The 21,638-nt window shown below is 65.6% G+C and carries 21 protein-coding genes; 12 read left to right on the plus strand and 9 right to left on the minus strand.

Going from position 1 to position 21,638, the window contains the following annotated elements:
* Position 1 precedes the first annotated feature (1 nt).
* Complete coding sequence (locus ACE04A_RS13515) at positions 2 to 1,099, minus strand: NAD/NADP octopine/nopaline dehydrogenase family protein (protein ID WP_448717295.1); 1,098 nt, start codon at positions 1,097 to 1,099, stop codon at positions 2 to 4.
* 331 nt (positions 1,100 to 1,430) lie between these two features.
* On the minus strand, positions 1,431 to 2,465 hold the full coding sequence (locus tag ACE04A_RS13520; RefSeq protein WP_448717294.1) for an AraC-like ligand-binding domain-containing protein: 1,035 nt from the start codon (positions 2,463 to 2,465) through the stop codon (positions 1,431 to 1,433).
* A 104-nt stretch (positions 2,466 to 2,569) separates the two neighbouring features.
* Between ACE04A_RS13520 and ACE04A_RS13525 the strand changes: the two genes are divergently transcribed.
* The 9 genes from ACE04A_RS13525 to ACE04A_RS13565 all read left to right on the plus strand — a co-directional run bounded on the left by ACE04A_RS13525 (position 2,570) and on the right by ACE04A_RS13565 (position 12,689).
* Positions 2,570 to 3,925 carry a spinster family MFS transporter gene (locus ACE04A_RS13525; RefSeq protein WP_447990178.1) on the plus strand — a complete coding sequence of 452 codons (1,356 nt, stop codon included), beginning with the start codon at positions 2,570 to 2,572 and terminating at the stop codon, positions 3,923 to 3,925.
* A gap of 102 nt (positions 3,926 to 4,027) precedes the next feature.
* Complete coding sequence (locus tag ACE04A_RS13530) at positions 4,028 to 5,317, plus strand: Zn-dependent hydrolase (RefSeq protein WP_448717293.1); 1,290 nt, start codon at positions 4,028 to 4,030, stop codon at positions 5,315 to 5,317.
* A 427-nt stretch (positions 5,318 to 5,744) separates the two neighbouring features.
* On the plus strand, positions 5,745 to 7,412 hold the full coding sequence (locus tag ACE04A_RS13535) for an ABC transporter substrate-binding protein (protein ID WP_100856456.1): 1,668 nt from the start codon (positions 5,745 to 5,747) through the stop codon (positions 7,410 to 7,412).
* 69 nt (positions 7,413 to 7,481) lie between these two features.
* A complete protein-coding gene (locus ACE04A_RS13540; RefSeq protein ID WP_485820208.1) occupies positions 7,482 to 8,435 on the plus strand; it encodes an ABC transporter permease in 954 nt (317 codons plus the stop codon).
* Between the two features lies 1 nt (position 8,436).
* Positions 8,437 to 9,333, plus strand: coding sequence for an ABC transporter permease (locus tag ACE04A_RS13545; protein WP_485820209.1), 897 nt, complete (start codon positions 8,437 to 8,439; stop codon positions 9,331 to 9,333).
* Positions 9,330 to 10,385 (plus strand): ABC transporter ATP-binding protein, encoded by a 1,056-nt coding sequence (locus ACE04A_RS13550; protein ID WP_448717292.1) that lies wholly within the window; start codon positions 9,330 to 9,332, stop codon positions 10,383 to 10,385. Before ACE04A_RS13545 ends, ACE04A_RS13550 begins: the two co-directional genes overlap by 4 nt.
* Positions 10,382 to 11,359, plus strand: coding sequence for an ABC transporter ATP-binding protein (locus ACE04A_RS13555; protein ID WP_448717291.1), 978 nt, complete (start codon positions 10,382 to 10,384; stop codon positions 11,357 to 11,359). The genes ACE04A_RS13550 and ACE04A_RS13555 overlap by 4 nt, the downstream gene beginning before the upstream one ends.
* Positions 11,360 to 11,463: 104 nt before the next feature.
* On the plus strand, positions 11,464 to 12,267 hold the full coding sequence (locus tag ACE04A_RS13560) for a DUF2242 domain-containing protein (protein WP_485820210.1): 804 nt from the start codon (positions 11,464 to 11,466) through the stop codon (positions 12,265 to 12,267).
* Positions 12,264 to 12,689 (plus strand): CopD family protein, encoded by a 426-nt coding sequence (locus ACE04A_RS13565; RefSeq protein WP_100856452.1) that lies wholly within the window; start codon positions 12,264 to 12,266, stop codon positions 12,687 to 12,689. Before ACE04A_RS13560 ends, ACE04A_RS13565 begins: the two co-directional genes overlap by 4 nt.
* Positions 12,690 to 12,721: 32 nt before the next feature.
* Here ACE04A_RS13565 and ACE04A_RS13570 read toward each other — a convergent pair whose 3' ends face one another.
* Entirely contained in the window at positions 12,722 to 13,537 is an 816-nt protein-coding gene (locus tag ACE04A_RS13570; protein ID WP_259246137.1) for a hypothetical protein, read from the minus strand.
* A 119-nt stretch (positions 13,538 to 13,656) separates the two neighbouring features.
* Positions 13,657 to 14,103 carry a hypothetical protein gene (locus tag ACE04A_RS13575; RefSeq protein WP_448717289.1) on the minus strand — a complete coding sequence of 149 codons (447 nt, stop codon included), beginning with the start codon at positions 14,101 to 14,103 and terminating at the stop codon, positions 13,657 to 13,659.
* Positions 14,104 to 14,291: 188 nt separating this feature from the next.
* Between ACE04A_RS13575 and ppk2 the strand changes: the two genes are divergently transcribed.
* On the plus strand, positions 14,292 to 15,521 hold the full coding sequence (gene ppk2, locus ACE04A_RS13580) for a polyphosphate kinase 2 (protein WP_448717288.1): 1,230 nt from the start codon (positions 14,292 to 14,294) through the stop codon (positions 15,519 to 15,521).
* 47 nt (positions 15,522 to 15,568) lie between these two features.
* On the opposite strand, the gene ACE04A_RS13585 is transcribed toward ppk2, so the two are convergent.
* From ACE04A_RS13585 to ACE04A_RS13605, 5 genes are all read right to left on the minus strand, one after another.
* A complete protein-coding gene (locus ACE04A_RS13585; RefSeq protein WP_448717286.1) occupies positions 15,569 to 15,922 on the minus strand; it encodes a DOPA 4,5-dioxygenase family protein in 354 nt (117 codons plus the stop codon).
* 16 nt (positions 15,923 to 15,938) lie between these two features.
* Positions 15,939 to 16,301 (minus strand): translation initiation factor Sui1, encoded by a 363-nt coding sequence (locus ACE04A_RS13590; protein WP_259246142.1) that lies wholly within the window; start codon positions 16,299 to 16,301, stop codon positions 15,939 to 15,941.
* Positions 16,302 to 16,307: 6 nt separating this feature from the next.
* Positions 16,308 to 16,688, minus strand: a complete 381-nt coding sequence (hslR, locus tag ACE04A_RS13595; RefSeq protein WP_259246143.1) for an Hsp15 family ribosome-associated heat shock protein — start codon at positions 16,686 to 16,688, stop codon at positions 16,308 to 16,310.
* Between the two features lie 153 nt (positions 16,689 to 16,841).
* Positions 16,842 to 17,831: a tripartite tricarboxylate transporter substrate binding protein gene (locus tag ACE04A_RS13600; protein ID WP_448717285.1), complete on the minus strand. Its 990-nt coding sequence runs from the start codon at positions 17,829 to 17,831 to the stop codon at positions 16,842 to 16,844.
* Positions 17,828 to 18,664, minus strand: coding sequence for an amidohydrolase family protein (locus ACE04A_RS13605; protein ID WP_448717283.1), 837 nt, complete (start codon positions 18,662 to 18,664; stop codon positions 17,828 to 17,830). Before ACE04A_RS13605 ends, ACE04A_RS13600 begins: the two co-directional genes overlap by 4 nt.
* Positions 18,665 to 18,780: 116 nt before the next feature.
* Here ACE04A_RS13605 and ACE04A_RS13610 point away from each other — a divergent pair, with 116 nt between their 5' ends.
* Together ACE04A_RS13610 and ACE04A_RS13615 are read left to right on the plus strand one after the other, a co-directional pair.
* A complete protein-coding gene (locus ACE04A_RS13610; RefSeq protein ID WP_100856443.1) occupies positions 18,781 to 19,668 on the plus strand; it encodes a LysR family transcriptional regulator in 888 nt (295 codons plus the stop codon).
* A gap of 132 nt (positions 19,669 to 19,800) precedes the next feature.
* Entirely contained in the window at positions 19,801 to 21,633 is a 1,833-nt protein-coding gene (locus tag ACE04A_RS13615; RefSeq protein WP_485812445.1) for an ABC transporter ATP-binding protein/permease, read from the plus strand.
* The last annotated feature ends 5 nt before the right edge of the window (positions 21,634 to 21,638 follow it).

A 21,638-nucleotide genomic window follows, 5' to 3' on the forward strand; every position in this document is an offset into this window, starting at 1 on the left:
TTCAGCACCCCTGTTCCAGCAATTCCGCCATGCCGGCGCGCGACAAGCGGTCCAGGCCCAGGCGTTCCAGCGTGCGGCCCTCGGCGTAGAGATCGCGGCCGGTGATGGCGCTGGCGATATTCAGTAGGCCCTGCGCCACCGGCGTCGGCACGCCCGCCCAGCGGCCGGTGGACACCAGGAATGACAGGCCCAGCCGCGTGTCTTCCAGCATGTAGCGGTGCGTGTGCAGGTCGATGGTTTCGCGCCAGTCGCCGCTGTCGGTCAGCTTGCCGTGCGCGCCGCGGCCGTACATCCATTCGTCGCCTTCGCTGGCGTAGTGATCGGCCAGCGGAAAGTGCGGCGCGGCGTAGCCCAGCGCCTCGCGGATGGCCACGCGTTCGGCGTCCAGAGTGTCGGTCACGCGGCGGATGGACGGCTGCGTGCCTTCGTTATGGATGTCCCACTTGTCGAAATGCTCCAAGGGGCCGGCATTCATCAGGATAAGCGGCGGGTGAATGATGGGGCCGGCGTTCATCAGTGCGCCGGCCAGCCCGTCTTCAATGGGTTCGATGCTGGGGTAGGCCTGGCCCAGCAGCGCAAGCGCGCGGTCGGACAGTCGGCTGGGAAACACGCCGGTGGGCAGGCGCGTAGCGTAGCCGCTGATCACCACCGTGTTGCCGTGCTTGCGCGCCAGATAGGGCAGGGTGCCGGTTTCCGCGTAGGCAACGCGGGCGGGGTTGCCGGCGTCTTTCTGCGCGCGCGCGAAGAGGTAGCTGCCAAAGGTGCCGGGCGGCAGGAACACCACCTGGTCGTCTTGCAGCAACGGCGCCAAGGCGGGGGCAAGCGCGTCGTGGGTGGTGCAGGGCAGGGGAATGACCAGCACTTGCGCGTCGGCCACGGCGTCTTGCAAGGCGTCGGTCAGCGCCAGATGGCCGGGGCCTGAACCCAAGGGAACCTGACGGGTGCCGCGATAGTCGGTGACCGTCAGCGCGCCGGCGTCGCGCAAGCCCTGGAAGGCGGCGCCGTCGCGGCGCCACCAGCGCACCTCGTGTCCTTTTTCGGCCAGTTCGGCGGCTGCCGCGTAGCAGCCGTGTCCGCCGCCTATGACGCTGATTCGCATGATCAAGCTCCTTCGATGAAGGCTTGATCCTAGCGGTGGCGCGTGGCGCGGGCTGCGCCAAACGCGCAAGCGCCGTTCAGATCCGGCAAGGGATTACAACGCGCGCAACCCAGTAGGATGGGTGAAGCGCGAGAATCCTTAAAAAAGAACAATGCTGCGCAACGCGCGCAACCCATCAAGCAGCGGTGGAATTCTTAACGCCATCAGCCACAGCACCACCCCCGCGCGATGGGTTACGCGCGATCTCCATTCCATTCTTTCTGGATAGCGTCTCGCGCTTCACCCATCCTACGATTTTGGCGCAAGGTGTCCGAGGGCAGGCAGCTATGAGTTACGCGCGATCTCCATTCCATTTTTTTTGGATGGCGTCTCGCGCTTCACCCATCCTACGATGCTGGCGCAAGGTGTCCGATGGCAGGCAGCCGTAGCGCTTGCGGTAGTGGGTGGCGAAATGGCCGAAGCTGGTTACGCCGTGGCGCAGCAGGATGTCGGTCACGCTATCGCCCGCGCGGGCCTGTTCCAGCGCGGCATGCACCAGCGTCAGGCGCTGGTTGCGCACGTAGTCGCTGGGGCTCTGCTTGAGAAACTGCGTGAAGCCGTTTTGCAGCGTGCGCACGGACACGCCGCAGTGCGCCGCCAAGTCAGCCAATGAGATCGCCTCATCGACATGGGTCTCGATGTAGTCGCGCGCGCGGCGCACATGCTGCGGCAAGGGCTGGCGATGGTCGGCACGCAGCGCGTCGGAATAGTTATGCGGCAACTGCGTCAGCAGCAAGGCCAGCAGGTAGTCGGAAAAGCCCGCCGCCAGCGTCTGCGTCACGCCATCGATGGCGGGGTGCTGGTACAGCCGGCAAAGATAGTCCAGCGTTTCGCGCACGGCGGCCAGGCCGGGGGAATCCGGGCCGACCGCCAGGTCGAAGACCAGCGCGTGCTTGATGGGCCGGTCCAGCAGGCGTTGCAGCTGATGTTCAAGCGCCTGGCGTTCCACGCGCAGGATCAGGTTGCGGCAGTCGCGGCCGATGCTGATGATGCTGGGTTCGGACGGCGACGAAATCGTCAGGCTGCCCGCTTGCATGGCCGCGCTGCGCTTGCCCAGCGTGACCAGACCCGAGCCTTGCAGCGTGATGCGGATCAGGTAGTAGCTGGCGATGTCGCCCGCGTCGATCTCGACTTCGGCGCCGTAGTGCAGATCAAACAGCGCGGCGTTGCCGAAGAACACGCCGTACAACCGCGACTGCAAGGGTTTTCCCTGGGCGACGCACATGCGGTGCGACCACAAATGTTGGCTGACCTGATCCTTGACCTCGGCGGCGTTGCCCGAGTTCAGCAAGCAATGGCGGTTCAGCGGATAGGTGTCGTTGAACATGCTTTCCTGCGCGGTGGGAACAGTCGTTGCGCGCGGCGTATAGAGTCCAGCGGCGCAAAGACCTACAAACGATGGACAAAACAAGGACAAGACAAGGGAAAAACATGACTGACGCCACGCTGCCGCCACTGGCCAAAAGACGCTACGCCTACGAGTGGTACGTCGTGGTGATATGCATGCTAGCGTACATATTTTCCTTCGTCGACCGGCAGATCCTGGCGCTGATGATCGAACCGATCAAGCACGATCTGCAACTGTCCGACACGCAGTTCAGCCTGCTGCACGGCCTGGCGTTTTCCTTGTTCTATGCCGTCATGGGCATTCCCATCGCCTTGCTGGCCGACCGCTATTCGCGCCCGAAGATCATCGCGATCGGCGTGGCGTTCTGGAGCCTGGCCACGGCTGCCTGTGGCCTGTCGCGCAACTTTGCGCACATGTTCCTGGCGCGCATCGGCGTGGGCGTGGGCGAGGCCGCCTTGTCGCCCGCCACCTATTCCATGCTTAGCGATATGTTCCCGCGCGACAAGCTCGGCCGCGCGGTCGGTGTCTATTCGATAGGTTCGTTCATTGGCGGCGGCATGGCCTTCCTGATCGGCGGCTATGTCATCAACCTGCTGAAAAGCGTGGACAGCGTGGTGGTGCCCTGGGTGGGCGCGATGCGGCCCTGGCAGGTCACGTTTTTTATCGTGGGGCTACCCGGCTTGCTGGTGGCGCTGCTGATTCTGCTGACCGTGCGCGACCCGCAGCGCCTGGGCCTGCGCCGCGCCGCCGACGGCCAGGCGCAAAAGCCCAGCATCCGCGACACGTTCCAGTTTCTGGGCCGCCACCGGCGCACCTTCTTCTGCCACTACCTGGGCTTTTCTTTCTACGCCATGGTGCTGTTCGCGCTGCTGAGCTGGACGCCCGCGTTCTACATGCGCCGGTTCGGCATGTCGCCCGTGGATACCGGCTACATGCTGGGCGTGGTGGTGCTGGTGGCCAACACGGCCGGCGTCTTCTGCGGCGGCTGGTTGATGGACGGGCTGGCCAAGCGGGGCTATCGCGACGCGCCGTTGCGCGCGGGCGTGATCGGCGCGGTAGGCATGGCGCTGCCGGCGGTGGCGTTCACGCAGGTGGACAGCTTGTGGCTGTCGGTGGGCTTGCTGCTGCCCGCCATGTTCTTCGCTTCGTTTCCGATGCCGACGTCCACCGCCGCCATGCAGATCCTGCCGCCCAACCAGATCCGCGCGCAGGTCTCGGCGCTGTTCCTGCTGATCTCCAACCTGATCGGCCTGGGGCTCGGCACCACGGCGGTGGCCTTGCTGACCGACCGGCTGTTCGGCACCCCCGGCGCGGTGGGGCAATCGCTGTCGCTGCTGATTGCGGGGGCGACCGTGCTGTGCGTGCTGCTGCTGGCGGCGGGCTGCGCCAGCTATCGGCAGAGCCTTACGCAAGAGCACGGCCAGGCCAGCGTGTTGTAAATGGGGCTTGGCAGGGCGCTGGTACACAGCGCAGAATCGGGCGAATCCTTACCAGAACCCGTGCCGCGAGCTTGCGCGGCCGCCATGTCAACAGGAGTCCCCATGAGCCTTGCCCCCGCTACCGAAACGCTGGCCGACCTGCGCGTGGATGGCGCGCGCCTATGGCAGTCATTGATGGATCTGGCGCAGATCGGCGGTACTGAAAAAGGCGGCGTGTGCCGCCTGGCCCTGACTGACCTGGATCGCCAGGGGCGCGACCTGTTCGTGCGCTGGGTACAGGAGGCCGGTTGTGACGTGCGCGTGGACGCCATCGGCAATATCTTCGCGCGCCGCCCGGGCCGCAACAACGACTTGCCCGCCGTCATGACCGGCAGCCACATCGACACCCAGCCCACGGGCGGCAAGTTCGACGGCAACTACGGCGTGCTGGCCGGGCTGGAAGTGCTACGCACGCTGAATGACCATGGGGTGCAGACGGAAGCGCCGCTGGAACTGGCCGTGTGGACCAATGAAGAGGGCTCGCGCTTTGTGCCGGTGATGATGGGCTCGGGCGTGTATGCCGGGGCCTTTACCTTGCAGCATGCGCTGGTGCAGCAGGACCGCGAGGGCGTGAGCGTCAGCCAGGCCCTGGAGGCCATCGGCTATGCGGGCCAGGTTGCAGTGCCGCCAGCGCGGCAGGACGGCGTCCCTGCCTATGGCGTAGGCGCCTACTTCGAGGCGCACATCGAGCAAGGCCCCGTGCTGGAAGCCGCCGATACGGTGATTGGCGTGGTGACCGCTGCCTTGGGCCAACGCTGGTACGACGTGGTGCTGACGGGCGTCGAGGCGCATGCCGGCCCCACGCCCATGCCGCTGCGCCGCGATGCCTTGCTGGCGGCGTCCGAGCTGGTGCTGGCGGTGAACCAGATTGCCCTGGCGCACGCGCCGGATGCGCGCGCAACGGTGGGCTGGATGGATGTGTTTCCCAATTCCCGCAATGTGATTCCCGGGCGCGTGCGCCTGACGGTGGACCTGCGCGCGGCGGACGACGACACGCTCTCGGCCATGGACGCGGCCTTGCGCGCGGCGGTGAGTGCCGCGGCCGACAGCCGAGGTGTCACGGCGCAGATCGAGCAGGTGGTGTACTTTGCGCCGCAACCGTTCGCGCCCGCCTTGGTGGAGTCGGTGCGCGAGGGCGCGCGCGAGCTGTCCTTGTCGGCGATGAACGTGGTCAGCGGGGCGGGGCACGACGCGGTCTATGTTGCCCGCGTGGCGCCTGCCGCCATGATCTTCGTGCCGTGCAAAGACGGCATCAGCCACAACGAAATCGAAGACGCGCGCCCGGATCATCTGGAGGCAGGCTGCAATGTCCTGCTGCGCGCCATGCTGGCGCAAGCGGGCGTCGCCAACTGATGCGTTGATGCGCTAATGTGCTGACGCGCTAATGCGCCGACGCGCTGATGCGCCGACGCGCTGATGCGCGGACGTGTGCATGCTGCACCAAGGCGGCGCACGGGGCGCGCACGTCGCGCCGCCTTGGTGCCTGCCGCCCATCTGGCTTCTAGCCCCCCGCATCTTCCCCACGCCGCCCGCACCCGCTGGTATTCCCTTTGCTTTGATCTTCGACGCGCGCACGGATGCGTTCGCACGGCGGGCGGGCTGGGCACCGCGCGCCACGCCGCACCCAGCATCGCCACGCCCACCTTGGGACTATCCCTGACTCTGCCTCCCGCCTCCAAAAATGGCACGGATATTGCTTATACAAAATCTGTGTACTAACCCTGTTCACGCGCGCCGCACCCTCGCGGGGAAGGCCTTTTGCAAGACATTGGAGAACCACATGCAGACACGGAGTTTCCGCCTCAAGTCCTATGCCGCCGCGCTTGCGTTGACGGCGGCCGGCGTTGCAGTGATTGCCCCTGGCGCGGCCCATGCCGAAAAGGTGTTGCGCATCGGCATGACCGCCGGCGACATCCCCCGCACGCTGGGCCAGCCCGACCAAGGCTTTGAGGGAAACCGCTTCACCGGCATTCCGATGTACGACGGCCTGACGCAATGGGATTTGTCCAAGAAGGACGGGCCCAGCGTGCTGATCCCGGACCTTGCCGTGTCGTGGGACGTGGACGCGGCGGACAAGACCAAGTGGGTGTTCAAGCTGCGCCCCGGCGTGAAGTTCCATGACGGGTCCGACTTCAACGCCGACGCCGTGGTCTGGAACGTGGGCAAGGTGCTGGACAAGAGCGCGCCGCAGTTCGATGCCAGCCAGGTTGGCGTGACGGCCTCGCGCATGCCGACTTTGAAGTCCGCGAAAAAGATCGATGACCTGACGGTGGAATTGACGACGTCCGAGCCGGATTCCTTCCTGCCGATCAACCTGACCAATCTGTACATGGCGTCGCCCGCGCAGTGGAAGAAGAAGCTGGCCGAGGTGCCGGCGTCCGTCACCGATGCGGCCGAGCGTTCGCAAAAGGCCTGGGCCGCCTTTGCCGCCGATGCCTCGGGCACCGGCCCCTTCAAGATGGCCAAGTTCGTGCCGCGCGAACGGCTCGAAGTGGTGAAGTACGACCAGTACTGGGACGAAAAGCGCCGCCCGAAGATCGACCGCGTGGTGATGCTGCCGCTGCCCGAAGCCAACTCGCGCACGGCCGCCTTGATGTCCGGCCAGGTGGATTGGATTGAAGCGCCGGCGCCGGATGCCTTCGACGCCATCAAGAGCCGTGGCTTCATCATCTATTCCAATGAACAGCCGCACGTGTGGCCGTGGCAGTTGTCGTTCAAGGAAGGTTCGCCGTGGCTGGATGCGCGCGTGCGCAAAGCGGCCAACCTGTGTGTGAACCGGGGCGAGCTCAAGCAGTTGCTGGGCGGCATGATGGCCGAACCCAAGGGCACGGTGCCGCCGGGCCATCCGTGGTGGGGCAATCCCAAGTTCGACATCAAGTACGACCCGGACGCGGCGCGCAAGCTGATGACCGAAGCCGGTTATTCCCAAGCCAAGCCGATCAAGGTGAAGGTGCAGACGTCGGCATCGGGCTCCGGCCAGATGCAGCCTCTGCCCATGAACGAGTTCGTGCAGCAGAACCTGAAGGACTGCTACTTCGACGTGAGCTTTGACGTGGTGGAGTGGAACACCTTGTTCACCAACTGGCGCAAGGGCGCCAAGGACCCGTCCGCCAACGGCAGCGACGCCATCAACGTCAGCTTCGCGGCCATGGACCCGTTCTTCGCGATCGTGCGCTTTGTCAGCACCAAGACCTTCCCGCCGGCCTCCAACAACTGGGGCTATTTCGGCAACGCCGAAATCGACGGCTTGATCAAGGATGCGCGCACCACCTTCACCCCCGCCGAACGCGACGCCGCCTTGGCCAAGCTGCATGCGCGCGTGGTCGAAGAAGCGCCGTTTGTCTGGATTGCGCATGACGTTGGCCCGCGCGCGATTTCGCCGAAGGTCAAGGGCGTGGTGCAGCCCAAGAGCTGGTTCATCGATATCGCCACCATGTCGATGGATTGATCCTGAACGCGCTGGATGCCGCCCGCCGACTTGTGCGCGCGGCGTCCAGCGCCCTAGCCGGTGACGCCTATGCTGTCTTACATATTGCGGCGCATCGTGTACGCCTTGCCCATCATGGTGGGGGTCGCGCTGCTCTGTTTCCTGTTGATCCATCTGGCGCCTGGCGATCCGCTGGTGTCCATTCTTCCTCCCGATGCCTCGGCCGACCTGCAACGGCAACTGATGCAGCTCTACGGCTTTGACCGCCCCTTGATCGAGCAATTCGCCGGCTGGCTGTGGCGCGCGCTGCATGGGGACCTGGGTACGTCCATCGCCACCGGCCGCCCCGTTTCCGCCGAGGTCTTCAAGGCGGTGGGCAACACCTTGCGGCTGGCCTGTCTGGCCACGCTGCTGGGTTTTATCGTCGGCGCCTTCCTGGGCTTTGTCGGCGGCTACTTCCGCAATTCGCCGATGGATCGCGTGGCGTCCTTCGTGTCGGTCATCGGCGTCAGCGTGCCGCACTACTGGCTGGGCATGGTGCTGGTCATCATTTTCTCGACGCAACTGATGTGGCTGCCGCCCACGGGCGCGGGGCCGGGCGGGTCGGGCGAATGGGTGCCGGACTGGGCGCATTTCCGCCACATGATCCTGCCCGCCGTGACGATGTCGGTGATACCGATGGGCATCATCGCGCGCACGGGGCGCGCGCTGGTGGCTGAGACGCTGTCGCAGGAATTCGTGGTGGGCCTGCGCGCGCGCGGCCTGACCGACCTGGGCGTGTTCCTGCACGTCGTCAAGAATTGCGCGCCCACCGCCTTGGCGGTGATGGGCCTGCAACTGGGCTATCTGCTGGGCGGCTCCATCCTGATCGAAACGGTTTTCTCTTGGCCGGGCACGGGCTTCCTGCTCAACGCCGCCATCTTCCAGCGCGACCTGCCGCTCTTGCAGGGCACGATCCTGGTGCTGGCCTTGTTCTTCGTGGTCTTGAACCTGGCCGTCGACATCCTGCAAGGCCTGTTCGACCCTCGCATCGAAAGGAGCTGACATGACCGATTCCGTTGCCAGCCTGGCCGCCACAGCGGTCGTGGCGCCCGTGGCGAGATCGCCGGGCTATTGGTCGAACGTGCTGCGCCGCTTGCGCCGCGACCCCGTGGCGCTGGCCGCCGGCGGCGTCATCCTGGCGCTGATCATCATCGCCATCCTGGCGCCGTGGATCACGCCGGCGGACCCCTTCCATGCGTCCATGCTCAAGCGCCTGCGGCCCATCGGCACCGAGGGCTATCCGCGGGGCGCCGACGAGTTGGGCCGCGACATGCTGTCGCGGCTGATGCTGGGGGCGCGTCTGTCGCTGTTCATGGGCATCGTGCCGGTGATAGCCGCCTTCGTGGTGGGCAGCGCCATCGGCATCCTGGCGGGCTACGCGGGCGGCTGGACCAGCACGCTGATCATGCGCGTGGTGGACGTGTTCTATGCGTTTCCGTCGGTGCTGCTGGCCATTGCGCTGTCGGGCACCTTGGGCGCGGGCATCTTCAACGCCATTCTTTCGCTGACCATCGTCTTCATTCCGCAGATTGTGCGTGTGGCCGAGAGCGTCACCACGCAGGTGCGGCGTAGCGACTACGTGGACGCGGCGCGGGCCTCGGGCGCATCGCCGTTGACCATCGTGCGCGCGCACGTGCTGTCCAACGTGCTGGGTCCCATCTTCGTGTATTCCACCAGCCTGATCTCGGTGTCCATGATCCTGGCCTCGGGCCTGTCGTTCCTGGGGCTGGGCGTGCGCCCGCCCGAGCCGGAATGGGGCTTGATGCTGAACACCTTGCGCACCGCCATCTACACGCAGCCCTGGGTCGCGGCGCTGCCGGGCGTGATGATCTTCATCACGTCGATGTCCTTCAACCTGCTGTCCGACGGACTGCGCTCGGCCATGGAGGTCAAGGAATGAATGCGGTCATCGACGCAGTGCGCGTGGCGCACGAAGACGTGGGCGGCCCCGCTCAGCCCTTGTTGAGCGTGCGCGGCCTGATCAAGCACTTTCCGCTGAAGCGCGATCCGCTCTCGCGTGGCCGGGGCGGCAACTCGGTGCGCGCGGTGGACGGCGTGGACTTCGACGTGAAGAAGGGCGAGACGCTGGGCGTGGTGGGGGAATCGGGTTGCGGCAAGTCCACCACCGCGCGGTTGGTCATGCAGCTGATCAAACAGGACCATGGCGAACTGGTGTTCGACGGCATGGCGGTGGGCTCGCGCGCGCTGGCGCTGCGCGAATTCCGTCGTCAGACGCAGATGGTGTTCCAGGACAGCTATTCGTCGCTGAACCCGCGCATGACCATCGAAGACTCCGTGGCCTTCGGCCCGCTGGTGCACGGCAGCCCCAAGCGCGATGCCATCGCGGTGGCGCGCGGGCTGCTGGGCCGCGTGGGCCTGGATGCGCAGCGCTTTGCGGGCCGTTACCCGCACGAATTGTCGGGCGGCCAGCGCCAGCGCGTGAACATCGCGCGCGCGTTGGCCTTGCACCCCCGTCTGGTGATTCTGGACGAAGCGGTGTCCGCGCTGGACAAGTCGGTCGAGGCGCAGGTGCTGAACCTGCTGCTGGACCTGAAAGACGACTTCGGGCTGACTTATATGTTCATCAGCCACGACTTGAACGTGGTGCGCTATATCTCGGACCGCGTCATGGTGATGTATCTGGGCGAAGTCGTGGAGCTGGGGCCGGTGGATCAGGTGTTCGACGCGCCGCGCCATCCCTACACGCAAGCGCTGCTGCGTTCCATGCCGTCGATGGAACCCGGGCAGCGCACGGAATCAGCGCCCTTGTCGGGCGACCCGCCCAACCCGATCGACCCGCCTTCGGGGTGCCGCTTCCACACCCGCTGCGCGTTTGCGCGCGCCGCCTGTGCGGCCGAGGCACCGGCCATGACGCAGCAGGGCGACCATGCCGTGCGTTGCCTGATCCATCAACCCGATTCCGGCTATGCCGCTTCCGGAGCGCTGACATGACCGCGACTACATCCCCCTTGGTCCGCATCCGTAACCTGGAAGTCGCCTTTCAGGCGGGCGCCAAGACGGTGCATGCCTTAAATGGCGTGAACCTGGAAGTGGCGCGCGGAGAAGCGGTGGCGCTGATCGGCGAATCGGGCTCGGGCAAGAGCGTGACCCTGCGCGCGCTGATGCGGCTGCACCCGCCGCGCCGCACGCGCATCAGCGGCGAAATGACAGTGGATGGCCGTGACGTGCTGGCGATGAACGCCCGCGAGCTTGCCTCCATGCGCGGCCCGGTGGTGTCGATGGTGTTTCAGGAGCCGCTGCTGGCGCTGGACCCGGTCTACACCGTGGGCCGCCAGATTGAAGAGATGGTGCGCCGGCACACCGGCAAGAGCGCCGCCGAGGCGCGTGCCCGTGCCTTGTCGCTGTTCGAGCGCGTGCGCATTCCCAGCCCCGAGCGCCGGCTGCAAGCCTATCCGCATGAAATGTCCGGCGGCATGCGCCAGCGCGCCATGATTGCGCTGGCTTTGTCCTGCAACCCCAAGGTGCTGCTGGCGGACGAGCCCACCACCGCCTTGGACGCCACGGTGCAGATCCAGATTCTGCTGTTGCTGCGCGAGCTGCAACGGGAACTGGGGCTGTCCATCGTGTTCGTGACCCATGACATCGGCGCGGCCGCGGAAATTGCCGACCGGGTGGCGGTGATGTACGGCGGGCGCATCGTGGAGCAGGGCAGCGTGGCGGACCTGTTGCGCGCGCCGCGTCATCCGTACACGCTGGCGCTGCTGAAGGGCCGCGCGCATGGCGCCATGCAAAAGGGCCAACGGCTGGAGACCATTCCGGGGTCGCCGCCCGACTTGGCAGCCTTGCCGCCCGGATGCGCGTTCGCGCCGCGTTGCGGTTTTGCCGAGCCGCGCTGCCAGGCGGCGGTGCCGGACATCGTGCCCGTGGCGGCGGGACACGAGGTGAGGTGTATCCGGGTGAATTAACTGTTTCAACGCATCACCGGCCAGGGGGATCCGGCCGCCAGCCATTCGCCAGCGGTTTCTTTCTGGTCGATAATGCCGGCTTTACGCCAAAAGCTGGACCCCTCATGCCCTGCATTACCCGTCGTCTGCCTGTGTCCCTGTTTGTCTGCCTGACGGCGATCCTGGCGGGATGCACCTCCCCCAAACCGGCCTACGAACGCGAAGACTTCACGCAAAACGACGTGTTCTCGCGCACCTTCCCCACCGCCAGCACCACGGCCTGCGACGCGGGCCGCCGCGCCTTGCTGAGCCAGGGCTACAACATCGATCGCTTCGACCCGGCGCGGGTGTCCGGCCACAAGAACTTCCAGGGCGAAGACGGCTTGCACACGCAGATCAATTTCAATATTGACTGCGCCTCGGACGGCAGCGCCAATCAGCGCGCCACGGTGTTCGCCAATGCGGTGCAAGACCGTTATTCCATCAAGCGCACCAGCAGCTCGGCCAGCGTGGGCGTCAGCGTGCTGGGGCAGGTGTCGATGCCGTTTGGTTCCAGCGACGATTCGCTGGTGAAGACGGCGAGCCAGACGGTGTCGCGGCCGAAGTTCTACGAAGGTTTTTTCCAGCTCTTGCAGCGTTTCCTGCCCGATGCCGAGGCCGCCGCGGCGCCCCATGTTTCGCCCAAGCTTGCGCCCCAGGTTGTGCCCCATTCGGCTCCGCCCAGCCCGGCCGGAGCCACTCAGCCCGTACCGTCCACGCCGCCGGCAGCGTCCAAGCCCGCCGAGCCGCCGGCTGACCCCGTGGTGTCGCCGGACGCGCCGGCCGACACGCTGAACCCGGCAACGGCGAACGGCCCCTCGGGCCCGCCCACCGTCAATGAAAAAGCCGAACCGACACCCGAAGCAAGCGGCGACAAGCCCGCGCCATGACCTATCAACTCTTGAAGATGGCCCACGTGGCGGCCGTGGTTACGTGGATGGTCGGCTCGCTGTTCGTCTCGTTGTTCCTGTTGTCGTCGCAACCGCAGGACAGCGACGAAGCACCCAAAGAACGCAAGATGCTGGGCGCGCTGCGGCGCTGGACGCTGTGGGTCACCACGCCGGCCATGGTGGTGTCTTGGCTGATCGGGCTGCACCTGGCCATGACGTTCGGCTGGTTCGCCATGAACTGGATCTGGGTCAAGGTGGGCTGCGCGCTGGCGCTGTCGGCCTTGTTGGGCATGCAAAGCGCGTCGTTGCGCCGGATGGTCAACGGCTCGCTCAAGCGCCCGCCGCTGGTAGACCTTTATGCTCCATTCACCGTGATCGCGTGTGCGGTCATCGTGACGCTGGTAGTGGTCAAGCCGTTCTGATGGGGTGGTGCGGGGCCGCGTCGCAGGAAGGCTTAAGGAAGTACCGCAAACAGATTTGCCAACTGCTGCTTGCCCAACTGTTCCTGTTCAAGCGCCATCTTGTTGATCTGCACCATGTGCTGGTGAAACCGCTTCAAATCGCCGTCGCGTTCAAACATCAGTTCGTCGTGGTCGGCGTACCAATACTGGCGGTTGTCATCCAGCAGTGAAATCATCTGGCCGAACTCGTGCAGGATGCGCGTTTCCAGCAGCCAGACTTTGCCCAGGCTGTCGCTGCGGCGCGCCAGGGTCGAGGTCAGGGTGCTCATCATCTTCTGCTTTTCGGGTTCGCGGATGGCCAGCGACCGGATCAGTTCCGGCATGTCTTGCAGCACCCGTATGCTCTGGTCGCGATACTTCGGCACCAGGCGTTCGGCCTGCTCAAGAATCATCCGGCTTTCCACCAGGCCCGTGTCCAGCGCCAGCCGGTGCGCATCCAGCAGCCGGGGCATGCCGATGTCTTTCAGTTCGGTCAGATAGGCCTTGTGCTGCGCCACCCGTTCACTGGCCACGGTCTTCACGGCCCGTTCCAGTTCGCCATAGAAGCCCTTGGCCTTGGGCGTGGGGTCGATGGACGGCAGCGTGTCGGGCTCGCCTTCGGCGCCCGCCACCATCTGGCTGAGCGTGTCGGCGACTTTGCGGATTTCGGCGGTGGCGACCTTTTCCTGTGCACGTTCGCCCAAGCGGTCATAGCCCTGCGTGGCCACGATGGCCACCAGCACGATCAAGCCTGCACTTAACGCGACGCGCCCGCCACGGTGCGCGCGTAAGCGCTTCCATGGCGAGAGCGTGTTTTCCTGGGAGTTCATGGCGCACCGAAAAATGGGGTCATTGGGCTTGACTGTAGTCAGCGGGTTTGACAACGTCAATGAAGGCGATTGAAGGATTCAACGTCAGCAAGTGCCGTGCCAAGCGTCCGCCTGCCGCGCTATGCCCCGGCGGCATCGCGGCGCCAGGCCGCCCATTCGCCTTCACCTTTGAAATGGCGCAGCCCGCGGCGCGCGGTGGCAAGCCCGACGTGCAACACGCCGATGTCCAGCCCGGGCAGGTTGCGCAGCAGCGCGGGCGGCAAGTGGTCGGCGTCCAGCAGCCTGTCATCAATGAACACCCGCATCATGTCGCCGTCTTCGCAGCGCACCCACAGGTACCACAGGCTTTCCGTGTAGTCGCCATACCAGGGGTCGGGATAGAGCGAGCGCTGGAATGAAAAGCCGAACTCGTGCACGTCCGCCCAAGGCCAGAACGCTTGCAAGCCCATCGCGCGCGCCAGCTCGCAGTGCCGGGTGAATCCGGCCTCGTCGAAGCTCACGGTTTGCCGGAAAGGATCTTCAGGCGGGGGCGGGCCGGACAGAAAACGCTTGATGCGTGACCACATGAGAAGCAGGGAGCGATGAGGATTCGGCAGTGTAGCGGCGCCTGGTGTTGTAAAGAATGTTACAACCTTTGATTCTCGTCAATTCCACGCCGCATGCAAGCAGGTAGGGTTGCGCCTTGCCTTTGACGGGCCGCTCTTCCTGGGCTGGCCGGTGTGGGCAGACGACAAGCGCAGCAAGGACAGGATCGATGACAGACAAGACACCGCAAGCCACCCCGGACAATGTTGCCGCAGCGCCGCGCAAGCGCCGCGTTGCGTCGCCAAGCGTCGTCAAACGTAGCGCCGCAACCCGAAGCGCTACGGCCACGGGGTCGTCCCCTGACAAGGCCGACAAGGCACGGGTGGCGCGAGGTAAGCAAGCAGTGACCCCGGCAGCGACCGAGTCAGTGACCCAGGCAGCGACCCAGGCAGCAGCGCAGGCGGCGGCCCAGGTGGTGGCCCGGGAAGACGCCGCGCGGCAGGAAACGGTGTCGGTGCTGGCCGACATTGCCCGCCGCTATACCGTAGGCCCGGAAGCGCAAGCCCATGAAGCGCTGCGTTCCGTCATCGAGGAACTGTCGGCCGACGACGCGCGCGCCGTGCATCGCGCGCTGTTGGAGGCCAACACGCAGGCGCCCGCCACGCGGCGCAACCCCGACGAAGAGCTGGCGATGGACTGGCGCGAAGGCATCTACCCCTATCGCCACCGCATGTTGCGCCGCAATTACGAAAAGCAGAAGTACCAGTTGCAGGTGGAGTTGCTGAAGCTGCAAGCCTGGGTCAAGGCCACCGGGCAGCGCGTGGTGATTCTGTTTGAAGGGCGCGACGCGGCGGGCAAGGGCGGCACCATCAAGCGCATGATGGAACACTTGAATCCGCGTGGCGCGCGCGTGGTGGCGCTGGAAAAGCCGTCGGATACCGAAAAGGGCCAGTGGTACTTCCAGCGCTATGTGCAGCACCTGCCCACCGCCGGCGAGATCGTGATGTTCGATCGGTCCTGGTACAACCGCGCCGGGGTTGAGCGCGTGATGGGCTTTTGCTCGCAGCAGGAATACCTGGACTTCTTGCGTCAGGTGCCGGACTTCGAACGCCACCTGGTATCCAGCGGCATCCACCTGGTGAAGTTCTGGTTTTCGGTCAGCCGTGAAGAGCAGCGTCGCCGCTTCTTGCAACGCAAGGTGCATCCGCTGAAGCAGTGGAAACTGAGCCCGGTGGACCTGGCGTCCTTGGACAAGTGGGACGATTACACGCGCGCCAAGGAGGCGATGTTCGCGCATACGGATACCGCGGACGCGCCGTGGATCGTGGTGAAGTCGGATTGCAAGAAGCGCGCGCGCTTGAACGCGATGCGCTATGTGCTGAACCGCCTGCCCTACGAGGGCAAGAGCGGTGAGCCCGGCCTGGCGTTGGACCCACTGATCGTGGGCCGCGCGCTGTAAGGCCTTGCCCCACACCCCGTGGGGTCAGCCGCCCCACACCTGTCGGCTCAGCCGCCCAGCGCGTGCAGGTTCAGCACATGGCTGTGCCCGATCCACACCGCGCAATCGCGGTGGTCGCGCAGCGAATCGCCCGTGTTTGGATGCATGAACACGTCCAGCGCACCGTGGTTCAGCGTGAGCCAGGTGGCGATGCCGGCAAGGTGCTCGGGGGCGAACGCAATCTGGTAGCTCCATAGCGGGTGGGGACCAACGGGGCGCTCATGGAAGCGCCCCATTTCCATCTTGCCGTCCCACTGCGCAATCACGCGTTCGCGCAACGCCAACGCGGCGTCGCGGCTGGCCGCGTCGAAGTACACATGCGCGTGCCAACTGACCACGCTGCTTATTGGCAGATCATTCATGAGTGTCTCGTCCGGTTCAGCCGCCCGCGCGCTTGGCGCGATGGCCGCTGCTTGTCAGCGCGTTGATGATGCGTTCGCAGTGATCGCCCTGTACCTCGATCACGCCATCCTTGGTGGTGCCACCCGAGCCGCATGCGGTGCGCAGTTGCTTGCCCAGGGCGGCAAGCGCTATCGGGTCCAGTGCCAGCCCGCGCACGACCGTCACGCTTTTGCCGCCGCGTCCCTTGGTTTCGCGCGATACGCGCGCCACGCCGTCACCCGTGGGCGTGGCGCGGGCGGCGGCTTTGCATAGGCATTGCGCAAGCGCCTGGCGGCATGTCGGGCACATGCGGCCGGTTTCGGTGGAATAGACCAGGCCGCCGGTTGAGCTGCGTTTCATGGGGGTTTACTTGCCTCGCATCTGGTCGATCAGCCGGCGGTCGCGCTTGGTGGGGCGGCCGGTTTCAATGCCCAATGCGGGTTCCGGCGCCAGGCGCCGCATTTCCGCCGCGCGTTCGCGCGCGGCAATGCTGTCGGGCGTTTCTTCATACAACAGGCGCGCAACCGGCGCGGGGCCGCGCACGCCGCTGACCGCGACCACCCGCACTTGAAGCGCGGGGTCTTCCTTGCGGATGGTGATGCGGTCGCCGGCCGAGACTTCGCGCGACGGTTTGGCGGCCTGGTCGTTGACGAAAACCCGGCCCTTGCCGATCTCTTGCACGGCCAGGCTGCGCGTCTTGTAGAAGCGCGCGGCCCACAGCCATTTGTCGAGTCGAATCTTGTCCATCTTGCAGCTCTTTGCGATGTGTTTTGCCCAAGCCGCAATGATAGCCCCGAGCGCGCATCCAAAAAAAACGGCGCCCCGTAGGGCGCCGCAAGTCCGGCGGCGTTCAGCAAACCCGGCCAACCCGGCCTATCGTGCCGGCAGGCCAGGCGGGTCTTAATCCAGTTTCAGATTGGCTTCCTTGACGACGCGCTGCCATTTGGCGATTTCAGCGCGGCGGAAGGTGTCCAGTTCGGCGGGGGTCGAGCCGATGGGTTCCGCGCCGATCCCGGCCAACTGCGCGGCGATGGCGGGGTCCTTCAACACCTTGGCCAGCGCTTGCGACACCTGGTCCACGATGGCGGGCGGCGTGCCGGCCGGCGCGAACACGGCGTTCCATTCATAGGTTTCGTAGCCCGGCACGCCGGACTCGGCGATGGTGGGCAGATCGGGGGCGGCCTTGGAACGCTCCGAACCGCCGACAGCCACCGCGCGCAGCTTGCCGTTCTTCACGTGCTGCCACGCCGAACCCATGCTGGCGAACATGACGGGCACCTGGCCCGACATGACGTCGATCATGGCCGGGCCGCCGCCCTTGTAGGCCACGTGTTGCAGATGCGTCTTGGCAAGCAGGTTGAACAACTCACCGGCCAGGTGCTGCGCCGAGCCGGGGCCGGCCGACGCGAAGTACACCGGTTCCTTGGCATCGGGCTGGCCCAGGCGGATCAGGTCAGCCACCGACTTCACTTCATACGACGGCGTCACGACCAGCACGTTGGGCACGCGCAGCAGCAGCGAGACAGGTGCAAAGGCGGTCAGCGTGTCGAACTGCATCTTGGAATGCAGCGCGGGATTCTGCGCGTGGTTGGAGGCGTCCAGCATCAAGGTGTAGCCGTCGGGCTGCGCCTTGGCCACGACGGCGCCGCCGATCATGCCGCCCGCGCCGCCCCGGTTTTCAATCACCACGGGCTGACCCAATTCGGCGGCCAGCTTCGGGCCGATGAGGCGAGCGACAACGTCTACGGTGCCGCCCGGCGGGTACGTCACCACCAGGGTGACGGGGCGTTCGGGATAGGCCGCCGAAGCGGCGCCAGCGGCGCCCGCCAGCAGGCCTGCCGCCATTAGCACGCTGCCACGGTGGGCCAGTCGTTTGAAGAATGAGTTCATGGTTTGTCTCCTTGGAATTGGAATAATTGCAACGGCGTATCCGCAAGTACGCTGCGCCGTTGCGTTGGGTCGTCGATCCAGGCGTCCAGCCATTGCGTGGCCGCGGGGTAGGACGCTACGTCGCGATGTTCGGTGTGCGGCCAGTCACTGCCCCACATCAGGCGTTCGGCCGTGTAGGCCTGAAGCAAAAGCTGCGTGGCCTGCCGACCAGACGCGGCGCATTCAGCGCCCACCCAGTTGCGGTAGGGGGCTGACAGCTTCACCCAGACCTGGCCGCTGTCGGCGTGTTGCAGCAGGTAGGCAAAGCCGGGGTCGGACACACTCAGCGCCGGATCGGGGCGGCCGAAGTGGTCGACCACCACGCGGCAACCCGCCGCCAGCAACGCGGGCAAGACCTCGGGCAAACGCGCGGCCTGCAAATGGACTTCCACATGCCAGCCCAGCGAATTCACGCGGGCCAGCAGGGCCTGCCAAGGGGCGGCGTGCAGCGCGGGGGCGGGCAGGCCAATCAAATTCAAGCGGATACCCACCACGCCGGCGTCGGCCAGCGCTTGTAGCTGCGCGTCCGTGATGTCCGGCGCCACCACGGCCACTCCACGCAATCGTTCGGGCGCCGCACGCAGCGCTTGCACCATGTGGCTGTTGTCGGTGCCCAGGAAGCTGGGTTGCACCAGCACGCCATGGCTCAAGCCGTGCGCGTCCAGCAGGGCCAGGTAGTCGGCCAGGGTGGCGTCGTAGTCCGGTGTATGGCGGCGCGTGCCGGCCAGCGCCAGGCCTTGCCGGAATACGTGTGCGTGGGTGTCGACGGCGGCGCCGGTCGAAAGCGGGGGCAAATCAGTCTCCTGTCCGTGGCGCGGGCATGGCCGCGCGCTCTTCTATAGGCCGGATTCTAGGGAGTCGAGGTATAGTTTTCTATTGGTTAAATGTGCGATTTATATATCGAATCAATATGGAAACCCGGCACCTGCGATATTTCCTGGCGGTGGTGGATCACGGCAGCGTGAGCCGCGCGTCTGAATGGCTAGGCATTGCGCAACCCGCCCTTAGCCAGGCGCTAAGCCGCATGGAAAAAGATCTGGGCGTGCGCCTCTTTGAGCGATCGCGCCTGGGCGCTGCGCCCACGCCGGCTGCGCTGGCCATTTTGGAAGACGTGCGCATCAGCGTGGCACGCATCGACGCGGCGGCGCACCGCGCGCGCGAGATCGGGCGCGGCAGCGCAGGGCAGTTGACGGTGGGCCTGGTGTCGTCGGCGTTGTTCGATACCTTGCCCCGCGCGCTGCGCGAAATGCGGCGGCAGGCGCCCGGCGTGCGCGTGATTCTGCGCGAGATGAGCAATGCCGAGCAGGCCGATGCCCTGCAAACGGGCGAGATCGACATCGGCCTGATGCACACGCCGGTAGCGGTGGGCGGGCGCATGCGCGAACGGCAACTGCTGCGCGACCGCTTGGTGGCCGCCGTGCCGGATGAGTTCGACGTGGCCGACGACGGCACGGTATCCATGGCGCAGATCGCGCAAGCCGGGCTGGTGATGTATCCGCAGGCGCAACTGCCGGCGTTCTATGCGGGCATTCTGGACGCCATGCGCAAGGGCGGCCACGACGCGCAAGTCGCGCAAGAGGCCAACCGCACGCTGACGGTGCTGTCTTGCGTGGCCGGTGGATGCGGCGTGGCCTTGCTGCCCAGTTGGATCCGCACAATGAATTTTGGCGGCGTGCGCTTTTGCGAAGTGCGCGACGGCCAAGCGCTACCCAGCTTCGACCTGAGCGCCATCTGGCCCGCGCGCTCGGTGCCTGGCTTGGCTGATGTGTTCGCCAATCTGGACCTGGGCACGCGCTGATGCGTCCCATCCTTTCATTCCGCCTTCAGCTACCCAGCCAGAACGCTTAAGCGACGCTTAAGACCGCATTTTTCGTGGAACCCCGAACAAAGGCCCCGTCTAACCAGGATCGGTGTTGATAGGGGCGTGTCGATGGATCTGAACTGGCAGCAGCAATTGGTGGACAGCGCCATCTGGCTGGCGAGCGCGTTTGGCATCACGGCAGTGGCGTTGGCCGTGGTGGCCGTGGTGCTGGCGCGCACGACCGATTGGGGGCGCAAGTTCTGGCGCCTGGCCTGGCCGTATCTGACGCCCCGGCGCAGTTGGCGACCCTTGCTGACACTGGCCTTGTTGCTGCTGTTGGCCATGGCCGCCGTGCGCATGACGGTGCTGTTCTCGTTTTGGTACAACGGCTTTTACAGCGCGCTGCAAGCGCTGGACCAGACCGCGTTCTGGCGCTTTCTGGGCATTTTTTCGGTGCTGGCCTGTGTGCACGTGGTGCGCGCGCTGGCCGACAGCTACGTGGGCCAGGCCTTCGACATCCATTGGCGCGTGTGGCTTAACGACCGACTCACGCGGGACTGGCTGGGCGCGGGCGCGTACTATCGGGGCCACTTCGTGGATGAGCCCGTGGACAACCCCGACCAGCGCATCGAACAAGACATCTCGATGTTCGTGACCGGGTCGCGCACGCTCGCCATCGGCGCGTTAAGCGCGATTGTGTCCTTGGTGGCGTTCACCGGCATCTTGTGGGGCTTGTCCGGCCCCTTGACGGTGGCGGGCGTGGAAATTCCGCGTGCCATGGTGTTCGTGGTGTTCCTGTACGTCATCGTCGCCACGTGGTTCGCCTTCAAGATCGGCCGGCCGCTGATCAAGTTGAATTTCCTGTCTGAACGGCTGACCGCCAACTTCCGTTATGCGCTGGTCCGGCTGCGCGAAAACGCTGAGAACGTGGCGTTCTATCAAGGCGAAGCGGTTGAGCGCGGCAACTTGTGGACGCGCTTCAGCGCCTACATCGCCAATCTGTGGGCGCGCGTCTATCGGGGTCTGAAGTTCGACGGCTTCAACCTGTCGGTAAGCCAGGTGGCGGTGGTGTTTCCCTTCATCCTGCAAGCGCCGCGCTTTTTCAGCGGGGCGATCAAGCTGGGTGACGTCATCCAAACCTCGCAGGCGTTCGGCCAGGTGCAGGACGCGCTGTCGTTCTTTCGTACGTCTTACGACAGTTTCGCGCAGTACCGCGCAACGCTGGACCGGCTGAATGGTTTTCTGGACGCCAACGAAGCCGCGCGTGCGTTGCCCTCGGTAGATACGGAACCCTTGCCCGACGGCCTGGACATCAATGACGTGACGGTCAGGCGCCCCGACGGCCACGCCTTGCTGCAAGGCTTGAACCTGCGTTTGCGTCCGGGGCAGACCTTGCTGATCAAGGGGCCGTCCGGTAGCGGCAAGACCACCTTGTTGCGCGCGCTGGCGGGCTTGTGGCCCTATGCGCAAGGCCATGTGCGGCGGCCCGAGGGAACGGCGGCCTTGTTCCTGTCGCAGCGGCCGTATCTGCCGCTGGGTGATCTGCGTAGTGCGGTGGCTTATCCGGGCCAAGCGTTGCCGCAAGACGACGCGCGGCTGGCGGATGCGCTGCGCCTAGTCAACCTGGGGCATCTGAGCCACCGGCTGGACGAGGTAGCGGATTGGTCGCGCATCCTGTCTATTGGTGAGCAGCAGCGCGTGGCGTTTGCGCGCGTGCTGTTCAACCGCCCGGCCATCGTGTTCCTGGACGAAGCCACGTCCGCCACGGACGAAGGGCTGGAGCACATGCTGTACGGCCTGCTGCGCAGCGCCTTGCCTGACTGCATGCTGGTCAGCGTGGGGCATCGCAGCACGCTGGACCCGTTCCATACCCATCGGCTGCATCTGGACGGCGCGGGCGGGTGGAGCACCGGCCCCATGGCGCCGCCCCAGGACGAGCCCGCGCTGCGCGAAGCCGCGTGATTCGG

This window comes from Achromobacter colocynthidis (assembly GCF_057334535.1).